Below are 19,305 nucleotides of genomic sequence, written 5' to 3' on the forward strand. Positions count from 1 at the left end.
ACATTGAAGGGTGCCTCTGTTGACCTCACGGGAGTCCTCGCTCTCACCTGTCTGCGCGAGCTACGGCCCGGACGGCGCGTTCGCCCGCGAAGTCCTCGACCAGGTCGGCGACAAGTGGACCTTGCTGATCATCACCAGCCTGGCCGGCGGTGCTCGGCGCTTCACGCAGATCCAGCGCGACACGGGAGGCATCTCCCAGCGGATGCTCACGCTGAACCTGCGCAACCTCCAGCGGGACGGCATGCTGACGCGCACCGCCTATCCGGAGGTGCCGCCGCGCGTCGAGTACGAGCTCACCGATCTGGGGCGCAGCCTGCTCGAACCCGTGGAGGGCCTGCTCGCGTGGGCCGCGGTGCACGCTGCCGAGGTGAAGGCGCACCGCGCCGCGGTCGACAGCGCAGCCGCCGCATCCTGACCGTCGTGCGACGGCCGGCAGCCGGTGCGCGGCTGGTCCTGCCCTCCTGCTCGGGGACGTGAGCGGTCCCGTGGCGGGACCACTCCGCCGTCACATCGCCCTCAGCCGCCCGGTCTGGCCACGCGGGCCCGCTCGATGATCGGCTTGGTGTCCGCGGAGGCGGGCAGCGTCCCGAAGGCATGGCCCCCGTCGCCGTCGAGCCGGCTCGCGCAGAAGGCGTCGGCCACGGCCGGGTGGCCGTGGCGCAGCAGCAGCGAGGCCTGGAGCGTTATGGCCATCGCCTCCGCCGTCCGCCGGGCGTCGAACTGCATGTCCGCCTCCGGGCCGGCCGCGAGGCCGGAGAGCCTGGTGCGCAGCCGGTGGACGGCCCGGTCGTAACGGTGGTCGGCGCCCGACGCGGTGTCGAGCTCCGCGAGGAAGGCGTCCGCCGTCTGCGGGGCACGGCGCAGGGCGCGCAGCACGTCCAGCGCGACGACGTTGCCCGAGCCCTCCCAGATCGAGTTGAGCGGTGCCTCGCGGTACAGCCGCCCGAGGCCCGACTCCTCGACGTATCCGTTTCCGCCCAGGCACTCCAGCGCCTCCGCGGCGTGCGCGGGGGTGCGCTTGGGGACCCAGTACTTGCAGAGGGCGACCCCGATCCGGCGGAAGGCGGACTCGCTGTCGGAGCCCGCCTGGGCGCCGTCCGCGGCCTGGGCGATGCGCATGACCAGGGCGAGCGCCGCTTCGCTCTCCAGCGCGAGATCGGCGAGGACGTTGCGCATCAGCGGCTGGTCGATCAGCGGGGCACCGAAGGCGCGCCGGTGCGAGGCGTGGTGGACCGCCGCGACGGTGCCGGCCCTCATGGCGGAAGCGCTGTCCACGCTCACGTGCAGCCGGCTCGCGTTGACCATGTCCAGGATGATCTTCAAGCCGGCGCCCTCCTCGCCGATCAGCCAGGCCTGGGCCCCGTCGTACTCCACCTCGGCGGAGGCGTTGGAGCGGTTGCCCACCTTGTCCTTGAGGCGTTGCAGCCGGATGGCGTTGCGGGTGCCGTCGGGCAGGATCCGCGGCATGAGGAAGCACGACAGCCCCCCGGCCGCCCGCGCCAGGACGAGGAAGACGTCGCACATCGGGGCGGACGTGAACCACTTGTGGCCGGTGATCCGGTAGCTGCCGTCCGCGGAGGGGGTGGCACGGCTGGAGTTGGCGCGTATGTCGGACCCGCCCTGCTTCTCCGTCATCGACATCCCGGCCAGCAGCCCGCGCTTGGCGAGCGGCGGCTGCGCGCCCGGCTGGTAGTCGGTGGAGGCGAGCAGGGGTACGTACCGTTCGGCCAGGTCGGCGGAGTGCCGCAGCGTCGGCACCGCGGAGTAGGTCATGCCGATGGGGCACATGTGCCCCGTCTCCACCTGGCCCCAGGCGTAGGAGAGCGCCGCGTGGGCGGTGTGCGCGCCGGCCCGCTCCTCCTGCCAGGCGGCGCCCGTCAGGCCGAAGCCGACTGCGGCGCGCATGAGGTTGTGCCACGCCGGGTGGTACTCGACCTCGTCGATGCGGTTGCCCGTGCGGTCGTGTGTGTGCAGGACGGGCGTGTTCTCGTTCGCGAGCCTGGCCCACTCACGGGCTTCCCCGCTGCCGGCCAGCAGGCCCGCGGCGCGCAGCTCGGGACCCGCCCAGTCCGCGCCGCCGCGGGCGAGCGCTTCAAGGAGGGCCGGGTCGTCGGCGGTGTTGTGGTCGGGCAGCGGCGGGACCTGGTTGATGACCTCGTGCGTGGCGGGCATGGTTGCGCCTTCTGGGGTGGGGCGGGGGTGCGGGGGAGGAATCAGGGTTCGGTGCAGGGGCTGCGCTCGAAGGACTGGCTACGGCTACGGGTGGGGCTGCGGGTCCGGGTCCGCCTCCGGACCCGGCTCCGCCTCCGGACCCGGCTCCGCCTCCGGACCCGGCTCCGGCTTCGGATTCGAGGGAGCGGTCGCCGGCCCGGTTCGAAGGCCGTCCCCGAGCAGCGTCCGGACGAGGTCGGCCCACTGGCCTATCAGCGGTTCGGCGCGGTCGGGGTGCTCGTAGAGCGAGGCCGTGACGGCGAGGCCGCGGATGAGCTGCACCGTCACGTCCACCACCAGCCGGTAGTGCGGTGAGCCGGTCACGATCTCCGGGCCGAAGATCTCGTCGATCATGGAGTGCAGCTTGCCCAGTGCCCCGCGCTCGGCGTCCCTGAGCGCCCGGCGGAGCGGTGCGTCCGTGCGCGCCGCGCTCCACAGCTCCAGCTCCGCCCCGAACGACGGGCGCCAACTCGACCTGCGGAGCACCCCCATGCCCCGGGCGACCGGATCACCGCCCGCCGGAGCGGCGGCCAGCTCCTGCCGCATGGCCTCCAGGTTGGCTTCCACGAGGCGGTGGACGGCCGCGGTGAACAGGGCCTCCCGGGTGGGGAAGTGGTGCAGCAGCGCACCCCGGCTGACGCCCGCCCGGCGCTGGACGCTGACCGCGCTGGTCGAGGCGTAGCCCGACTCGATCAGCGATTCCACGGCCGCGTCCACGAGACGTGCGCGCGTGGCCGCGCCCTGCTCGTCGCGGGTCGCCACGGAGCCTCCTCGGTTCACAGTCAGGTCTGACTGTGAGGACCGTAGCACGTGCCGCCGTCGCGGCACCGTTCCCCGGAGACCTGGGAAGACCCGGCGTGCGGCGGGTGAGAGGTGAGGGCCGGCACCCGCAATGGGGCCGGCCCTCACGTCACCGTGCCGCTAGCGCTTGATGCCCACCCCGCCCCAGAGGCTGATCTCCGCGTCCGTGCGCTCCTTGCGCCCCTCGGCGGCCTCGCCGGCATCCGGGCGCCAGCGGTGCACCACCTCGACGCCGGGCTCGACGAGGTCGAGGCCGTCGAAGAAGCGGGTGACCTCGTCCTTGTCGCGGACGCGGAAGGGTGTCCCGCTGGCGTAGTAGATCTGGACGATCTTCTCCCAGGTGGCCGGGTCGAAGTCCGCGGTGGAGTGCGAGAGGGTCAGGACGCTGCCGGACGGGAGGGCGTCCAGCAGCTGGTTCAGGGTCCCGTACGGATCCTGGGCGTCGGTGACGAAGTGCAGCAGCGCGTTGAGGGAGAGCGCTACGGGCTCGGACAGGTCGAGGACCTGCTCGACCTCCGGGGCGTTCAGGATGGCCTCGGGGTCGTTGAAGTCCGCGAGTACGCACGCGATGCGGCCCTCGGGGGTGCTCCGCACCAGGGTCTGCGCGTACGTCAGCACCAGCGGATCGTGGTCGACGTAGACGATCCGGGCCTCCGGGGCCAGGCTCTGGGCCACCTGGTGGAGGTTGGGCTCCGTCGGGATCCCGGTGCCGATGTCCAGCCACTGCCGGATGCCGTGCTCCCGGACGAGGACGCGCGTGACCCGGTGCATGTAGGCCCGGTTCTCCTGAGCGCACGTCATGACGGCGGGCCAGACCCGCGCGACCTTCGCGGCGGCCTCCTCGTCGACGGCGAAGTGGTTCGTGCCGCCGAGGTAGTAGTCGTACATGCGGGCCGAGTGCGCCTTGCTGGTGTCGACGTCCCTCATCTCGGGGGAGCTGGTCATGGTGGGACCCCAATTCCGTTCGCGTCGTGGCGACGCGCCCGGCGCGCTGTGCCGCCGGGCAGGACGAGCGCGCCGCCGGCCGCGGTGACCATAACGCCGAACTCACGGTCCCGGAAGAGCAGTTGGGTGCGATGGGGTGCACGTCGGGTGCGGCTTCGAAGGAGCCCGAGCCGGGCTCGATGACCGGGCTCGGCAGCCGGGCTCGACGGCCGGGCTCGGTGGTTGGGCGCCCGGCCTGCTTCTCCGCTGCCCGCCGGGCCGGGCCCTGCCACGGCTTCAGGGCCCGGCTGAGCCCCAGGGTGACCAGATCGACGACACCGGCCGCGGTCTGGAGCACCGCGCCTGCCCGGCCCAGCTGGGCCGCACGCCGGGCCAGTTGCCCCGGCTCGATGGTGCGGTTGAACACGGCGCCGACGCGTGCCACGAACCTCGCGTCGGCCTTGGCGATGGCGACGCCGAGCCGCCCCATGCCCTTGGCGGCGTCCTGGCGCGCTTCTTGCCGCGGTGTCCGCTCAGGAACCCCAGGCTCACCTTCTCGCCGGCGTCCGGGAACGTGGTCTGGAAGCCGCGCGAGTCGAGCCGGCGCTTCAGGGTCCTGGCCGCCGTGCGCTCCCAGGCGGCCGATTCGCGCGTCGTCTCCGCGTGCCAGGCTCCGACCGGGGCGCGCAGCTCGGTGTTGTCGATCCACTGCTCCAGGCGCCCGGCGAGAGCCCGGCGCTCGTCCGCGTTCTTGCTGCGCATCGCCTTGCCGAGCTCGCGGTCCAGGAACTCGCCGACGACGAACTCCAGCCGGTCGGCGCGGGCGCTTCGGATGGCCGCACCCTCGCGCAGCTGATCGGCGGCCTCCGCACGCAGCGAACCGAGCCGGCCGCCGCGCTCCCGTGCGGCAGCCGACTCCTCCTGCGCGGTCCGCACCAGGCCGCCGAGGCGCGCGAGTCCGCCGTGCAGCAGCGAGACGTCCACGCCGTTCGCGAGGAGCGCCGGCCGCAGCCGGGCGAACGCCTCCTCGAACTCGTCCATGCCGTCCCAGTGCCGGAACGCGTCGAAGTGCTCGCGCGCGCTGCCCTGGAGCCCGTACGGATCGCTCGCCACGCACAGGACCCGCTCCGGGGCGGCCTTGGCGCCGATCCGGGCGAGGGCCGCGGCGGAGTCGAGCGCCATCGCCAGCTCGCTGCGCTTGCTGCCGCACAGGTCGGCGCGCGCCATGGTCCGGCCCCACCCGGCTATCCCGGGGGTGTCGAACACCCAGCAGGTCTGCCACGTGGTCGGACGCACGTCGGTGCTCCAGTCCGCCGCGCCCCACGGCGATATCGAGCCGCCGTCGCCGTGGCTCAGCGCCTCCATGAGGCTGCTCTTTCCGGCGCCGGTGCGGCCGAAGAGCACGATGTTGAACGCGTCGAGCCCGTCGACCCGGTCCCCGATCAACTCCTCCAGCTCATCGCAGACCTCGTCGACCAGCTCGCCGGCGAGCTGGTGCAGCCCGTCCGGGTCGCCTTCGGGCGGGAGCGCGTCCAGGTGCCCGGCGAGCTTCGCGACGACGGTCTCCACCCCGTGCTGAAGCTCCCGGGCCACCGGCCGGCTGCGTTCGACCGCGGCCGCCGTCGCCTCCGAGAGGACGGCGCGACGGTCGACAGGTGCATGCGGCAGACTCTCTGTGCTCACACGATCCCCCCGGACCACCACCGCCGTGGACGGCATCGCCACGGCTCCCCACCACACAGAAGTCTGACCCGCTCCACCGAGGACATCGCCCGGAGCCTCCACATATCGGGCTGCACCGTGCAGGACCATCTCAAGGTGGTGTTCAAGAAGACCGGGGTCGGCACGAGAGGGCAGCTCTCCGCGAAGCTCTTCTTCGAGCACTACCTGCCGCAGCTGGCCAACCCTCCGCTGTCGACGGACGGCCGGCTGACCGAGGGCCTCACGTCCTTATCAGGCGGGGCAAGTTGTGTTCGTCCAGGGACCGGGTCTTCCTCGCCGCCGGTGCCCTCGCCTCTGGTGCGCCCACCGCCGTGTCCGCAACGCGCGCCGATGTCAGCCCGGAAGCAGCTCCGCCAGCCTGTGCACGATCGCGTCGAGTTCGGGATCCGCCAGCGGCACGAGTTCGAGGACCAGAACTCCCGCCTCCTGCTCGTCGGTCATGACCCAGACGGACGGCGAGCCCACCCGTAGGGCCACGGCCAGCGCGGCGGCGTCCATCCCCGCCGCGGCGGGATCCACGCTGATCCTCGCACGCGGGAAGGGCAGGCCGGTCGGGTCCGCGGTGGCGCCGGCCTCGATCCCCGGAAGGGCTCCGACCCGCTCGACGAACCGCTCCACCTTGTCCGCCTGGCCTCGCCCCCACGCCGCGATGTCCAGCTCGTGCCGGGCCTCCAGCGCGGCGAGAACGCCGACGACGGCCTCCTTGCTCGCCTTCATCGCCCGGCCGATGCCCCGTTCCTGCGCACGGACCGCCGCGACCAGCTCGGCACGTCCGACCACCAGGCCCGCCGTCGGGGAGCCCAGGTACTTCTGCCCGCTGACCGTCACGAGGTCCGCGCCGGTGTCCAACAGCTCCTCGACGCGGAGGTCCTGGGCGGCACCGTCGATGACGGCCGGCACCCCCCGACCGTGCGCGAGCGCCACCGCCTGGGACAGCGGAACACCGGCCCCCCGCACCAGCCGGGACGACACCAGGAGCAGGCACGCCACGTCAGGCCGCGCGAGACCCGCCTCCAGATCGGCGCGCGTGCACCGCTCGTCCGATCCCACGGGCACGGCGGTGGCCCCCGCCAGCCGCACGGCCTGCACGATGGGGTGGCCGTAGTCGATGGCGTGCCCCGCCGGAAGGACCACGGCCGCCGGCATGCCGGTCGTGTCCGGCAGCGCTGCGATCCGCTCCGCGGAACGGCCGGTCATCGTGGCCGCGACCGACAGGGTGATGGCCGACGCCGTGCAGTGCACGACGGCCCCCGCCTGGGCCCCGGAGAACCGGGCGAGCGCGCGGTCGGCCCGCTCCTGCAGCTCCTCCACCACGAAGAAGCCCGACAGCGCCTCCGCGACCGCGGCGGTGACCCGGCTCTCGCTCCGCGAGACGCCGAGCGGTGTGAACGGCCCCCGTGCGTTGATCACCCGTGTGAGCCCGTACTTGGCATGCAGTCCCATGCACGGCATCGTTCCGCTTCACCCCCGCCGGGGCCAACCTGGCCCCGCTCCTGGGCTCAGATGCCGTCGTCGAGCAGCGCCCGCAGAGCAGACGCGATCTCCTGCGGGCGGTTCAGCGGGGCCATGTGCCCACCGGTCACCATGCGCGGCTCGACACCGATGCGCGCCGCGAACTCGGCCCCCCGGGCGTGCCGGCGCGTCGTCGTCGGCGCCGAGGAGGTGGGCGGCGTCCAGGCCGATGGCTGTGACGGGCGGTACGTCCAGGGAGCGGGCGGTACGTCCAGAGAGTCGGTATCCGTTCGAGGCAGGTGGTCGCCGCCGCCCCGGGGCGACCGTGGTGGTCGGCCCGAGGTTGCCGACGGCGACTCCTTGCTGTTCGCCCGCACGCTTCGAAGACCGCGGCGTCCCCCGCCGCCGCGCCTACCAATCCCTCAGCGCCCCATGGCCGACCCTGCGTGGACTCTCGCCGGGGTGTCGTCAGTCACGGCCCCGGCGCGGGTTCACGTAAGCGGTCAGGAGGTGGGAGTCGAGCAGTGCGATGTCGGCCGTGCGGGCGGCCTTCGCGTAGCCGGTGAGCATGCGTTTGGTCAGGACGAGCGCCTCGGGGGATCGCCTGGCGAGGGGTTTCGTCCAGGCGGTGATGGCGTCGTCGAGCTGGTCGAGAGGGGTGACTTTGTGGAGGATATGGAGTCGGTGGGCGGTGGCCGCGTCGAAGATGTCGCAGGTGAGCATGAGTTCGCGGATCCTCGCCACGCCGGCCTCCGCGATCAGGCGGCCCATGGAGCCGCCCCAGGTGGGCGCGAGACCCACGCCGAGTTCCGGCATGCGGAACCGGCAGGTGTCCGCGCCCGCGCGGAGATCGCAGTGTGCCGCGAGGGCGAGGCCGGCACCCGTGACCTTGCCGTGGAGCCGGGCGATGGTGATCGCGTGGGTGTTCTCCAGGGCCTGGCACAGGCGGTGGGCCTTGTCCGCGATGCGGCGCATCGCGGCTCCGGTCGGGTCCCTGGCCAGGGCGTCCTGGTACTCCCGGCGGTCGGCTCCCAGGGAGAAGTCGTCGCCCATGGAGGAGAGGACCAGGATGCGGACGTCGGGACGTTCGTTGAGGCTGTCGAGGACGGCGATGAGTTCGTCCAGGACGGCGATGCTCAGGGTGTCGTCCTGGACGGAGGGATTGAGCCTGACATGGAGGACCGGGCCGGCCTGCGCGATGCCTATGGGCTTGAAGGCGGACACCGGCGCGGCGGCGGGGGTGGTGTGAGTGTTCATGCGAGGGCGACATCCAGGTTCATCAGACGCCTGAACGCCACTCTGGGCGCCCGTGAGGGGCGGCGGACCAGGGTGAGGCGGGGAAGGTGCGTGACCATCCGCCTCAGAAGGGCCTGGGCCTCCAGCCGGGCCAGGGGCGCTCCGAGGCAGTAGTGGATCCCACCGCTGAAGGAGAGATGGGCGGGTTTTCGGCGGACGTCGAACGATTCGGGATGGCTGAACCGGGCAGGGTCCCGATGAGCGGCACCCACCAGGAGGTGGACCATGTCGTCGGCACGGACCTCGAAGCCCTCCAGGAGGCAGTCCCGGGCGGCTATCCGGCTGATCACGTGCGTGGGAGGGTCGTAGCGCAGCGACTCCTCCACGAACGCGGGGACGAGGTCGGGTTGCGCGGCGAGCAGGTTCCAGGAGTCGGGGTGCTCGACGAGGAGGAGCGCCATGGTGGACAGGAGGGTGGCGGTGGTCTCCAGGGCTGCCAGGAGGACGAAGAGGGCGAGGAAGTAGACCGCCTCATCCGCCTTGTCCTGGTCGGGTTCCAGCAAGTCCCAGGTCCGTATCCACCCGGACACCGGATCCTCGCCGGGACGCCTGCGCCGCTCGCGCACCAGGTCGAGGAAGTAGGCGCGCAGTTCGTCCATGGCGGCGTCGGATCGCGCTAACTGGCTGGCCGAGGGCAGCAGCTCCTGGGTGAAGACCTGGTCGTGGGTGAGTTCGCGCAGGCGGGGGAAGTCCGAGCTCGGGAGCCCCAGCCAGTCGCCGATGGTGACGACGGGAAGCTCCTCGCCCACCAGCGCGACGAAGTCCGCCTCCCCTGAGTGGAGACGGTCCCTCAGGCCCGCGAGGAGGCGTTCGACCACGCGGTCCACTCTTCGGCCGATGCGGTCGATGGTGGTGCGGTCGAAGTTGCCCGCCGACCGGCGCACCCGGGTGTGGTCCGGGGGGTTGAGGGCGGGCAGGGTGCGGCTGATCTCGCGCGAGGAAGGGGCGCTCCAGCGTGTGCTCGCCCCTTGTCGTTCTCTCCAGCGGGCGTCCGGTTCGAGCCAGGCGCTGCTGCGCAGCACCTCGTCACAGGTGCGGAAACCGGTGACGAGGAAGCCGCCCCAGGGGGCGGGGCTCACTGGGCCCCGCTCCCTGAGTTCTGCGTAGATCGGGAAAGGATCGGCCTGTCCTACGGCTGTACGGAGACGGGAGAATAGGGAAACGGTGGCCCGACGGTCGGATGACGGAGTCGTGACACTGCCCAAGATGACGGCCCCTTTCTGCCGCCGTCATCTCTACCCCGGGGGTGATTGAAGCATCCACTAACACAGTGTTCTTCTGTGGTTACTTACGTCACTCACCCCTCATCCACGAAACGAAGCGGCTGAACATCCCTCCCTTGGGCTGCCCCGCACTCTGGGCAGGCACGGGAGCCGGGGGCGCCTGCGGGACCGCGGACGGCGGCAGCGCCGCCTGGTCGGAACGCGGTGCCGCGGGCCGGGCGGGGGTGGCCGGCGGCACGGCGCGCGGGGTGAACCGGAGGGGGACGTCCAGCAGGGAGCGGCTCCACGGCGTCGGTGCCCAGTCGAGTTCCTTGAAGGCGACCCGCATCTCGACGTCGGGCAGCCGGTTGAGCAGGGACTCGACGGCCGTGACCGCGATCATGAACGCCGGGTCCTTGGCCGGGCAGGCGTGGGGTCCGGCGCCGAAGGCCAGGTGGGCCTTGGCGCTGAGCTGCTCACGGTGTTCGGTGAGCTTGGGGTCGTTGTTGGCCGCCGCGAAGGAGATCAGCACCGGGTCGTTGGCCTTGAGCGTCCGGCCGCCCAGTTCGACGTCCTGAGTGGGGTAGTGGCCCGCGTAGTTGGCGATCGGCGCGTACTTCCACAGGGTTTTCACGACCGCCTCCTCGATCGGCAGGCCGGTCGGCCAGTCGTCGCTGAGGTACAGCGCGCTGCTGGTGCCGATCGCGGCGGCCAGGGGAGCCGTTCCGCCGGAGAGCAGGGTCACCAGCTGGTGCAGCACCTCCTCGTCGGTCAGCCGGGCGGAGTGCACCATCAGGCGGGTGGTGAGGTCCTGGCCGGGCTGATGGCGCTTGAGGGCGATGAGCTCGGCGAGCGCGCCGCCCAGGATCTGGTCGGCGCCCGCGGTGCCCTCGAAGATGCCGCTGATCCCGGTGATGACGCGGTCGCCGATCTCGGGCGGGCAGCCGAACAACTCGCTGAAGACCAGCAGCGGCAGCGGCTGGGCGTAGGCCCCCATCAGCTCGGCCTCGCCGCGGGGCTCGGTGCTGAAGAGGCTGATCAGGTAGTCGGCCGAGTTCTGGGTCAGGCGGACGAGCCGAGCCTGGTCGACGGTGGCGAGGCTGTCCGTGACCGCCTGCCGCAGACGCGCGTGTGCCGCGCCGTCGCTGAACAGCGCGTTGGGGCGGTAGCCCATCATGGGCAGGGCCGGGCTGTCCGCGGGCACGCGGCCCTCGTTCAGCGCGTTCCAGCGGCGCGAGTCCCGCACGAACGAGGCGGGGTTCTGCAGGATGTACAGGCTCGCGTCGTAACTGGTCACCAGCTCGACCTGGACGTCCGGCGCCACGTCGACCGGGGCACTGGGCCCCATCGAGCGCAGGTGCTCGTAGACGCGCTCGGGGTCGGAGCCGAATTCGGGCCCGTACAGGGGGACGTTGCCGTGAGCGGGGCAACCTGCCGGCCTGCCGCTCGTGTCGGGTTGCTGATTCATGCCGAGGCTCCTAGCCGAGTATGGACATGAGGTGCTTCACGAGGGTGATGAGTGCCTGCGCCGAGGAGTCCTCGTCACGGACGTCGCAGTGGACGACGGGGGTGTCCTCGGAGAGATTGAGTGCCTCGCGCACCTCATCGAGCGGATAGTCGGGGGTTTCGTCGAAGCGATTGACACCGATGGCGTACGTCAGGCCGAACTGCTCGACCAGATCCAGGACGGCGAAGCTCTCACCCAGCCGCTCGGGGTCCACCAGGACCAGGGCGCCCAGCGCGCCCCGGGACAGGCCCTCCCACATCTCCTTGAAGCGCTCCTGTCCCGGCGTCCCGAACAGGTAGAGGACCAGGTCCTCGCTGAGGGTCAGGCGCCCGAAGTCCATCGCCACCGTCGTGGTCGTCTTGTCCGGGGTGCCCGAGAGATCGTCGAAGCTCTCGCTGGCCTCGGTGATCTCCTCCTCGGTCTGGAGCGGTTCGATCTCGGAGATACTTCCGATACAGGTGGTCTTCCCGACCCCGAAGTGGCCCACCACGAGGATCTTCACGGAACGGGAGACAGCTGGATCCAGATACACGGCTTACGCTCCGAATCGAGTCTTCAGGCCATCAAGCACGGCAGTGAGCAGTTCGCGGTCGGCGCGCTCGGTACGCGCCACCGGATTCCTCACGAAAATCAGGCCATCCTCGGCCATCTGCGCCAGAAGGATGCGCACGACACCCAGCGGCAGCCGCGTGTAGCCGGAGACCTCGGCCACGGACAGGAAGCCGTCGGCGATCAGGTCCATGACCGCCTGGGCTTCCGGTGACAGCGTGCGAGCCGCGGCGGAGGTGCCCTCCTGGGCGGTGACGAGCGTGGTGTGCTCGTACTCGTTGTCCGCGGGCAACGCACGTCCCTTCGCGATGACGAAAAGGGGGACCAGCGCGGACGTCAGCTCGGGCCCGTCGTCGTCATGCATCGCCGGCCCCCTCGCTCTGCGACGCCTTCGGCGCGATGAGCGTGGGAATCAGGTCACTCAGGTGCGTGGTGAACTCCTCGATGTCGCAGTCCGGTTCGGCGGCCGCTGCCACGAAGGCACCGTCACCGGCCGCGATCAGGAAGATCCAGCCGTGCTGGAACTCGATGACCGTCTGGCGCCATTCGTCGTCCCGCTGCCCGCTCGCGAACGGCGCGGTCGCACGGCTGTAGGCGTGGATGCCCGTCATCGCCGCGGAGATCGTGTCCGCCAGGTCCCTGCCGATCCCCGTGCTCGCCCCGTGGGGCAGACCGTCCGCCCCGAGCAGCAGCGCGTGCCGGGCGCCCCGCACGGAAGCGATCGCCTCGTCCAGCTCGGCGATCACGAACCCCGAACCCACCGGGCCCTGGGGCCGCGCCGCGGCGTCGCCCCCGGCCCGAGGCGCGTCACCCGCGTTCAACCGCGGCAGCGAGGTGAGGTTGTTGCCCAGCCGGGCGACCAGCCGGTGCATGCGGAAGGAGATCTGCTGCATGTCGACACCGGGCTCCGCGGCGGCGGCCAGGTAGGCGCCCTGCCCGGCCCCGATCAGGAACACCCAGCCCTGCGAGAACTCGATGATGGTCTGGCTCCACTGCCGGTCCTGCGACGGTCCGGCGAAGTGGGCGGTGGCCCGGCTGAGCGACTGCATCCCGGCCATGGCGGCGGAGATGGTCCGCACGTCCTTGTCGGTCAGGGCGTCCGTCGCCCCACGGGCGATCCCGTCCGCGGACAGCACCACGGCATGCCGCGCCTTCGGGACGTTGTCCACTATGTCCTGGACCATCCATGACATGTCCGTGGTGGTCATGAGTCTTCGGACCCTTCGGGCGTCGCAGCGTCAAGGTCACGCCCCGTCAGCGTGCCGCGTTGGAAGGCCCCCAGACCGCCGCCGGAGCCCCGAGGGACTCTGGTGGGCCTCTGCTCCGTGTGGGCGGTGATCCCTGTGGAGGAAACACCCACGATGGGCGACTTGCGACCGCCGCGCTTCGGCAGGCCGTGCACCGTACGCGCACTGCCCTGCTCACCGTCCTCGGCACGCCGGATGCCGCTCACCGGTGCCAAGGCCTCGGGGGCCGGCGCCGGGATCTCCTCCATGGTCCACAGCTCCTCGGGCAGCAGGACGACGGCCCTGACGCCGCCATAGCGGGAGACTCCGGTGACATCCACCTTGAAGCCGTACTGGCGGGCGATCAGGCCGACGACGGGGAAACCGAACCTCGGCTGGGTGCCCAGCTGGGACAGCTGGGGGACGGAGTCGCCGGACAGCAGCGCGGTCGCCTTCTGCCGGTCCTCGTCGCTCATGCTGACGCCGGCGTCGTCGATGATGATGCACAGGTTCTTCTGAACCTGCTGGAAGGTCACCTCGATCGGTGCGTCCGCCTGCGAGAAGCTGGCGGCGTTGTCGAGCAGTTCGGCCACGGCCAGGGCGACCGGCGCGACGGCCGACGCCTTCAGCGCGATGCCGCTCGACTGCATGATCTCGACCCGCTGGAAGTTGCGGATCTGGCTCTGGGCGCTGCGGACGACGTCGTAGACGCTGGCCGGCTGGTTGCGGCGGCCGATGGGCGCGCCGCACATGACCGCGATGCCCTGTGCCTTCCGGGCCATCTGCGCGTTGGCGTGGTTGACGTCCATCAGGTCGGTGAGGACGCTGTGCCCGCCGTACTTGCGCTGGATCTCGTCCAGCAGCGCCGTCTGCTCGGCGGCGAGGCTCTGGAGGAAGCGGGCCGCACCCTTGAGGACCGCCTTGGTGCTCTCCTCGGCCCCCTGCTCGGCCTCCCGGATGACGCCGTCCTGCTCCCGGCGGACCTTCTCCAGCTCGGTCCGGGCGCGGCTGTACTCGGCCTCGGCGTAACTCAGCCGCTGCCCGAGGGCCGCCTCGGCTTCCTTCCTCCTCACCCCGACGGCTCTGTTGCGCAGTGTGAGCGCCACAACTGCTGCTATGGCTATCACCGCTATCGCAACCAGGCACCAGAGGAGCACGTCTTCAGTCATGGAAACCTTTCCCGGCGCGTGGCAGGCAGGCTGCCGACGGACACGCATCGCGAGGATCCGCAACCCGTCACAAGGACTGCAGGAATGTCGTACGAGGGGCAGACCGCCTCCAGGCCGTCACCTGGGCATACGGATCAAGGTCGCTGAGGGCGGCAGGCTATCACCGTCGACCGAACCGGCAGAGGGCACTCCATGAGCTTCCGGTTTCGGTCAACAGGTAGAGCTAACAGCCCAGTTGGAGAGGGTGCAAATCGAGAGTGCACCGACTCCGTTTCGGGTGCACGAGCGACCTCTGTGCCGTGCCCGGGCGACCCCTGGTGGAGCGCCCGGCGACCTCGCCCGAGTGGTACCCGAGCGCACCTGCCGGCTGTCCGCGACCGCCGCTGGGGTGGTGTGCCGACGGCTGCTCGGGCTGTGCTCGCGCTCCCTCACCGCCTCACGGCGGCGCGGGACCATTGATCGCGAAGACCGGGCCGGGCGCGCCCGCCGGATCCAGCGACCCCCGAAGGGTGACACTTCGTCAGCCACTAAACAAGATCGGGGGTTCCACCTCCGTAGGCCCGGGGCTTGTGGGGGGCGGCCGGGTTCCGCCGGCGAAAGCGCACCGAAGCGACGTCAGCCTGACCAACCCAGGGCGATGCTCCGGTGTCAGGGCCACCCAGTGCGAGTTCGGCGGTGTTCCCGTGGGCGGCACACATGCTGTGACACGTCAGGCCCGCACGCGCCGCAGGCCTACGCGCTCCATGCCCGCACCTGCCGACCGAAGCCGAGCCGCCCGCCCACCGTGAAGCTCGCTCCTACGTGTGGGGATCGCCTGCCACCTCGACCTGGTGTTCGGGAAGAGAACCGCATCGCCACGCCGGCGAGGCTCGCGCACCCAGCTGCTCGTCCCGGCCACTCCGCGCTTCGTTCCCCTGAGCCCTGAGCGGGACAAGGAAGCCGCGGAGGCCATGGGCTGGCTGATAGCCGGCCGGCAGGCGAGACGCTCGGTCCGTGACAAGCAGGATCAGGCACCTGAGGGGCCGGAGCACGCAGCCGACCAGAGGACCCGGAGTTTCGCGCTGCGACACGTGAGGCCGTGCCGCAAAGATCGATAACCCTGGATTCCCGCAGGTCAGAGCAGCAGGTACACGCTTGACAGTCGAGCGCGCCCCCGGCAGGACTCGAACCTGCGGCCAAGCGCTTAGAAGGCGCCTGCTCTATCCACTGAGCTACGGGGGCCGGGTGCTGCTGGCCGGTCGCGGTCCGGTGGGGCGGGCCGTGATCTGCCTGGGCCGGTGACAAGGATAGGGCTCCTTGCTCCGCGTCCCTGTTGCCTCCTGATCGTGCCACGATGTGGAGGTTCGGTGAAGCGGTCCTGATAATCGCAGGCAGTTCCGAATCCCGCATCGCTTTTGGAGCCTCTGGCCCCGGGTGTTGTGCACTCGTTATGCCTTCGCCCCCGGCATCCCTTCCGCCTCGCGTGTCTGATCGGCACGCAGACGCGCCCATATGCTTCAGAAAGCATCCGAAATTGGGCATTCTTCGCATGTGGTGACCTTGGATGTACGGCCTCAGCTGCTGGACGCGCTCTCCGCTCTCCGAGAGCGCGTCGCCGCCGCGCGCTTTCCGCTGCCCCTTCCGGGGGCTCCACGCGCGCGTGCCAACCGGGCGGAGCTGCTGTCGCAGCTCGACGACTACCTCCTGCCCCGGCTCAAGGCGCCACAGGCCCCGCTGCTCGCGGTGGTGGGCGGGTCCACCGGTGCCGGGAAATCGACCCTCGTCAACTCCCTGGTGGGCCGTCAGGTCAGCGAGGCCGGGGTGCTGCGGCCGACGACGCGCACGCCCGTGCTTGTCTGCCATCCGGACGACCAGCACTGGTTCAGTGGTATGCGGATCCTGCCCGACCTCACGCGCGTGTGGCCGCCCGGCTCCGCGGAGCCCGACGGGGCCCACGGCGCCCAGGGCCCCCAGGGGAACCGGGCGGCCGCGGGCGGTTCCGGCGCGCACCGCACAGGGGCGCGCGGTCCGGCGGGCGGGTCTCCCGCTTCCGCCACCGGGCCGCACGGCGGCGATCCCTATGAAGACGCCTTCCGGGGCGGCAGCGGCACGACCCTCGGGGAGTCCCTGGGGGAGAGTTACGGCGACTCCTACGGGGACGGATACGGCGACGGTTACACCGACCCGTACGGCGAGCCTCCCGGCAGGGACGGCTACCGCGACCCCTATGAACACGCCGACGGCTACGGCGGGACCGACGGCTACGGCAGAAGCGACCCGTACGGCGACGGTTACACCGACCCGTACGGCGAGCCTCCCGGCAGGGACGGCTACCGCGACCCCTATGAACACGCCGACGGCTACGGCGGGACCGACGGCTACGGCAGAAGCGACCCGTACGGCGACGCCTACGGCGCTCCCGGGCCCCACGGCGGCCACGACTCCTACGGCGGCCACGACCCTTACGGGGACCGCGACCCCTACCGCGACCGTGATCCCTATGGCGCGACCGACCCCTACAACCGCACGACGGGAACCGTCCGTCCTGAGGCCGCCGATGGCCGGCGTGTCGTGGGGCACGCCTACCGCGTCCCCGAGGACGCCGGGCAGGGCATCCCCGGACGCGGGGCGCGGGTCGTCAGGGAGGGCGGAAGGGCCGTCACGGGCAGCGCAGGACGGGCCGGGGCCGACGGCGGGGGACCGGCCCTCTCCAGGGACAAGGGCCAGGGCTTCCGCGACGGTCCCTGGCCTTCCTCGCCCTCCTCGAAGACCGGTCGAACGGTCCGCGGCGGCCGGTCCCAGAGCGGCGGGCGGACCCCTGCGGGCGCCGACGAGCAGGTGCTGCGGATCGAGACGGCACCCAACCTGCCCCGCGGGCTCGCCCTGCTGGACGCCCCCGACATCGACTCGCTGGTCGTCGAGAACCGCCTCCTCGCCGCCGAGCTGATCTGCGCCGCCGACGTCTGGATCATGGTCACGACGGCGGCGCGCTACGCCGACGCGGTGCCCTGGCACCTGCTCCGCATCGCCAAGCAGTACGACGCCGCACTCGCCATCGTCCTCGACAGGGTGCCCCACCAGGTCGTCGACGAGGTGTCGGCCCAGTACGACGCGCTGCTCACCAAGGCGGGACTCGGAGCGGTCCCGCGCTTCACCGTGCCCGAGCTGCCCGAGTCCGCGGGCGGCGGCGGCCTGCTGCCCGCGAGCGCCGTGGCACCGCTGCGGGACCTGCTCACCGAGTGCGTCCAGGACCCCAACGTGCGGGCTCACGCCGTCACCCGTACGGCCAACGGGGTCCTCAACTCGCTGACGACCCGGATGCCCGAGCTGGCCAGCGCCGTGGCCGCGCAGCACGCCGCGGCGGTGCGGCTCGTCTCGGCGGTCGAGGCCGCGTACGACCACGAGCACGCGCGCGTACGCGGACGTTTGCAGGCCGGTGCCGTGCTCGCCGGAGACGCGCTGAAACGCTGGCGCAGCTACCCGCTGGACTGCGGTGCCGAAGAACTGCTGGACGGGCTCGTGGAGAGCCTGGGCGCGCTGCTGCTGTGCGCCGTGGCCGCGGCGGACGAGCGCATCGAGGAGCGCTGGCGGCGCGAACCGGGCGCCGGCGCCACCGCCCTGGTGCCCCGTGACGCCGGCCTGGAGCACGCGGAGCACCGGATCGGCCTCGCGGTGCGCCGCTGGCGGCGCGTCATCGAGGAGTACGCGGAGGACGAGGCGCGGGCCCTGGAGAAGAACTCGCCGATCGACCCCGAGGCCGTCGCGGCGCTGCTCGCCACCTCGCTCCTCGGCGGCCGCAGGGCCCGTTCCGCGGGCGAGAAGCTCGCCGACCGGATCGGGGCGCGCAGCGCGCTCCGGCTGCGTGACCGCGGCGGGCAGCTCCTGGTCAATTACGTCGAACGGATCCTGCACACCGAACGCGAGCGGCGCCTCGCCCCCCTCGACTCCCTCGACGTCCGAGCGGAGCCGCAGGCCGAACTGATCGCCGCACTGTCCGTACTGCAGAAGGAGAGGTGCCCGCAGTGACCGCTGTGACGGGTGAGGCGGACCACGCCGACCGGACCGACCAGGTGGGGCCTGTCCCGCAGGCGGCCGGTGAGGGGCGTGCGGACGGGGAGGACCACGGGGGGACCGTTCGCCCTGGGAGCGGCGAGCCGGGTGACGGCCCAGGTGCTGACGGCCCGGGTGGCGACGGCCCGGGGGGCGACCTCGCCGGGCGCGGAGCCGGTGAAGGGGGTCTCGCCGGGGGCCGCGCCGGCGACGGGCACGCGCGCGTGCAGGACGGTTCCGCGGGACGCACGGTCCCTTCGGGAGCTTCGAGCGCTTCGGCGGGCACGGTCTCTCCGAGCGCTTCGGAGGGCACGCCCGGCGCCCAGGTGCTCACCCCCCAGCCGCGGCACGATCCCGGCATGGGACGTACCGCCGATCGGGAGCACGCTGCCGGCACCGAGGGGGGCGGTGAGCCCGAAGCCGGTTCCGGCGCCCAGCCCTCCTCGCTCTCCTCGGAATCCCAACGGGCCGTCAGGAGCCGCGGCGGGACCCTGCCGCACCCTGTGCCCATTCTCGTTCCGCACAGCGACTCCGAGGTCCTGGCCGCGCTCATCCCGGCAGCGTCCCCACGGAAGCCGGTGTCCGTGCTGGTGTCCCGGATCGAGGCCGAGGCCGAGGCCGGGGCTGAGACGGAGGCTGAGGCGGGAGCCCGGGCCGGGGCCGGGGCGAAGCCCGTGGCGCCCTCCCAACCCGCTCCGGCGACCCTCTCCACGCCCACTGTGGAGCCTGGGCCCAAGCCTGAGCCGCGGCCTGAACGGCGGCCTGAATCACCGCCGGCACCGGCACCGGCACTGGCCCCGGGTCCGGGCCCGGGTCCGGGGGACGGGCTCCGTACGGGTGCGGATGTTCAACGGGATCCAGCGTTCCAGCCGGAGACCGGGCTGCGGGCCGACCACGGGTCCCGGCCGGGGCCCGGGCCGCAGGAGGAACGCGGTTCCGAGTCTGACGCGCCGCGCGAGGTGTACCCCGGATCGGGGGCGTCGGTGGCCGAGTCCGGGGAGGGGGAGCCGTTCGCGCCTGGGGCTCCTGTGCCGGAGCCTGCTCCGGCTGAGGCGGCTGCGGCTGCTGTGGATGAGGCTGCTGTGGATGAGGCTGCTGTGGATGAGCCTGCTGCGGATCAGCCTGCCGGAGTTGTGCCCCCGACCGAGGCCGGCGAGCGGGAGCCCGATGCGTTTGAGGGCGCCGTGGCGGAGCCGGTCGAGGCCGTGGCGGCTGCT

At 71.9% G+C, this 19,305-nt stretch carries 14 protein-coding genes, 1 tRNA gene and 2 pseudogenes; 3 read left to right on the top strand and 14 right to left on the bottom strand.

What is annotated here, in order from left to right; genetic code table 11:
• Positions 1 to 10 precede the first annotated feature (10 nt).
• Positions 11 to 415, top strand: a complete 405-nt coding sequence (locus tag Sm713_RS15080) for a helix-turn-helix domain-containing protein (protein WP_212910132.1) — start codon at positions 11 to 13, stop codon at positions 413 to 415.
• Positions 416 to 516: 101 nt separating this feature from the next.
• On the opposite strand, the gene Sm713_RS15085 is transcribed toward Sm713_RS15080, so the two are convergent.
• The 14 genes from Sm713_RS15085 to Sm713_RS15150 form a co-directional block, all read right to left on the bottom strand.
• Positions 517 to 2,172 (bottom strand): acyl-CoA dehydrogenase family protein, encoded by a 1,656-nt coding sequence (locus tag Sm713_RS15085; RefSeq protein ID WP_212910133.1) that lies wholly within the window; start codon positions 2,170 to 2,172, stop codon positions 517 to 519.
• Positions 2,173 to 2,256: 84 nt separating this feature from the next.
• Positions 2,257 to 2,973: a TetR/AcrR family transcriptional regulator gene (locus Sm713_RS40415; RefSeq protein WP_249416301.1), complete on the bottom strand. Its 717-nt coding sequence runs from the start codon at positions 2,971 to 2,973 to the stop codon at positions 2,257 to 2,259.
• 159 nt (positions 2,974 to 3,132) lie between these two features.
• A complete protein-coding gene (locus Sm713_RS15095; RefSeq protein ID WP_212910134.1) occupies positions 3,133 to 3,957 on the bottom strand; it encodes an SAM-dependent methyltransferase in 825 nt (274 codons plus the stop codon).
• 276 nt (positions 3,958 to 4,233) lie between these two features.
• On the bottom strand, positions 4,234 to 5,619 hold the full coding sequence (locus tag Sm713_RS15100) for a GTPase (protein ID WP_212910135.1): 1,386 nt from the start codon (positions 5,617 to 5,619) through the stop codon (positions 4,234 to 4,236).
• A 372-nt stretch (positions 5,620 to 5,991) separates the two neighbouring features.
• A complete protein-coding gene (locus Sm713_RS15105; protein WP_212910136.1) occupies positions 5,992 to 7,101 on the bottom strand; it encodes an aminotransferase class V-fold PLP-dependent enzyme in 1,110 nt (369 codons plus the stop codon).
• A 56-nt stretch (positions 7,102 to 7,157) separates the two neighbouring features.
• On the bottom strand, positions 7,158 to 7,487 hold the full coding sequence (locus tag Sm713_RS15110) for a hypothetical protein (RefSeq protein WP_212910137.1): 330 nt from the start codon (positions 7,485 to 7,487) through the stop codon (positions 7,158 to 7,160).
• Between the two features lie 91 nt (positions 7,488 to 7,578).
• Positions 7,579 to 8,367 carry an enoyl-CoA hydratase/isomerase family protein gene (locus Sm713_RS15115; RefSeq protein WP_212910138.1) on the bottom strand — a complete coding sequence of 263 codons (789 nt, stop codon included), beginning with the start codon at positions 8,365 to 8,367 and terminating at the stop codon, positions 7,579 to 7,581.
• Positions 8,364 to 9,611: a cytochrome P450 gene (locus Sm713_RS15120; protein WP_212910139.1), complete on the bottom strand. Its 1,248-nt coding sequence runs from the start codon at positions 9,609 to 9,611 to the stop codon at positions 8,364 to 8,366. The genes Sm713_RS15115 and Sm713_RS15120 overlap by 4 nt, the downstream gene beginning before the upstream one ends.
• Positions 9,612 to 9,699: 88 nt before the next feature.
• Complete coding sequence (locus Sm713_RS15125; protein ID WP_212910140.1) at positions 9,700 to 11,076, bottom strand: cytochrome P450; 1,377 nt, start codon at positions 11,074 to 11,076, stop codon at positions 9,700 to 9,702.
• Between the two features lie 10 nt (positions 11,077 to 11,086).
• Entirely contained in the window at positions 11,087 to 11,647 is a 561-nt protein-coding gene (locus Sm713_RS15130) for an ATP/GTP-binding protein (RefSeq protein WP_212910141.1), read from the bottom strand.
• Positions 11,648 to 11,650: 3 nt separating this feature from the next.
• On the bottom strand, positions 11,651 to 12,028 hold the full coding sequence (locus tag Sm713_RS15135) for a DUF742 domain-containing protein (protein ID WP_212910142.1): 378 nt from the start codon (positions 12,026 to 12,028) through the stop codon (positions 11,651 to 11,653).
• Positions 12,021 to 12,848: a roadblock/LC7 domain-containing protein gene (locus Sm713_RS15140; RefSeq protein WP_212912025.1), complete on the bottom strand. Its 828-nt coding sequence runs from the start codon at positions 12,846 to 12,848 to the stop codon at positions 12,021 to 12,023. Before Sm713_RS15140 ends, Sm713_RS15135 begins: the two co-directional genes overlap by 8 nt.
• Before the next feature lie 20 nt (positions 12,849 to 12,868).
• Positions 12,869 to 14,059: an ATP-binding protein gene (locus Sm713_RS15145; protein ID WP_212910143.1), complete on the bottom strand. Its 1,191-nt coding sequence runs from the start codon at positions 14,057 to 14,059 to the stop codon at positions 12,869 to 12,871.
• Between the two features lie 1,148 nt (positions 14,060 to 15,207).
• Positions 15,208 to 15,280: transfer RNA gene (locus tag Sm713_RS15150), tRNA-Arg, on the bottom strand.
• A 309-nt stretch (positions 15,281 to 15,589) separates the two neighbouring features.
• Here Sm713_RS15150 and Sm713_RS41675 point away from each other — a divergent pair.
• Both Sm713_RS41675 and Sm713_RS41680 read left to right on the top strand, forming a co-directional pair.
• Positions 15,590 to 15,967, top strand: a pseudogene (locus Sm713_RS41675) (dynamin family protein); the annotation flags it as partial.
• 906 nt (positions 15,968 to 16,873) lie between these two features.
• Positions 16,874 to 18,064 (top strand): annotated as a pseudogene (locus Sm713_RS41680) (ATP-binding protein); the annotation flags it as partial.
• Between the last annotated feature and the right edge of the window lie 1,241 nt (positions 18,065 to 19,305).

Source organism: Streptomyces sp. TS71-3, from assembly GCF_018327685.1.
GTDB lineage: Bacteria > Actinomycetota > Actinomycetes > Streptomycetales > Streptomycetaceae > Streptomyces.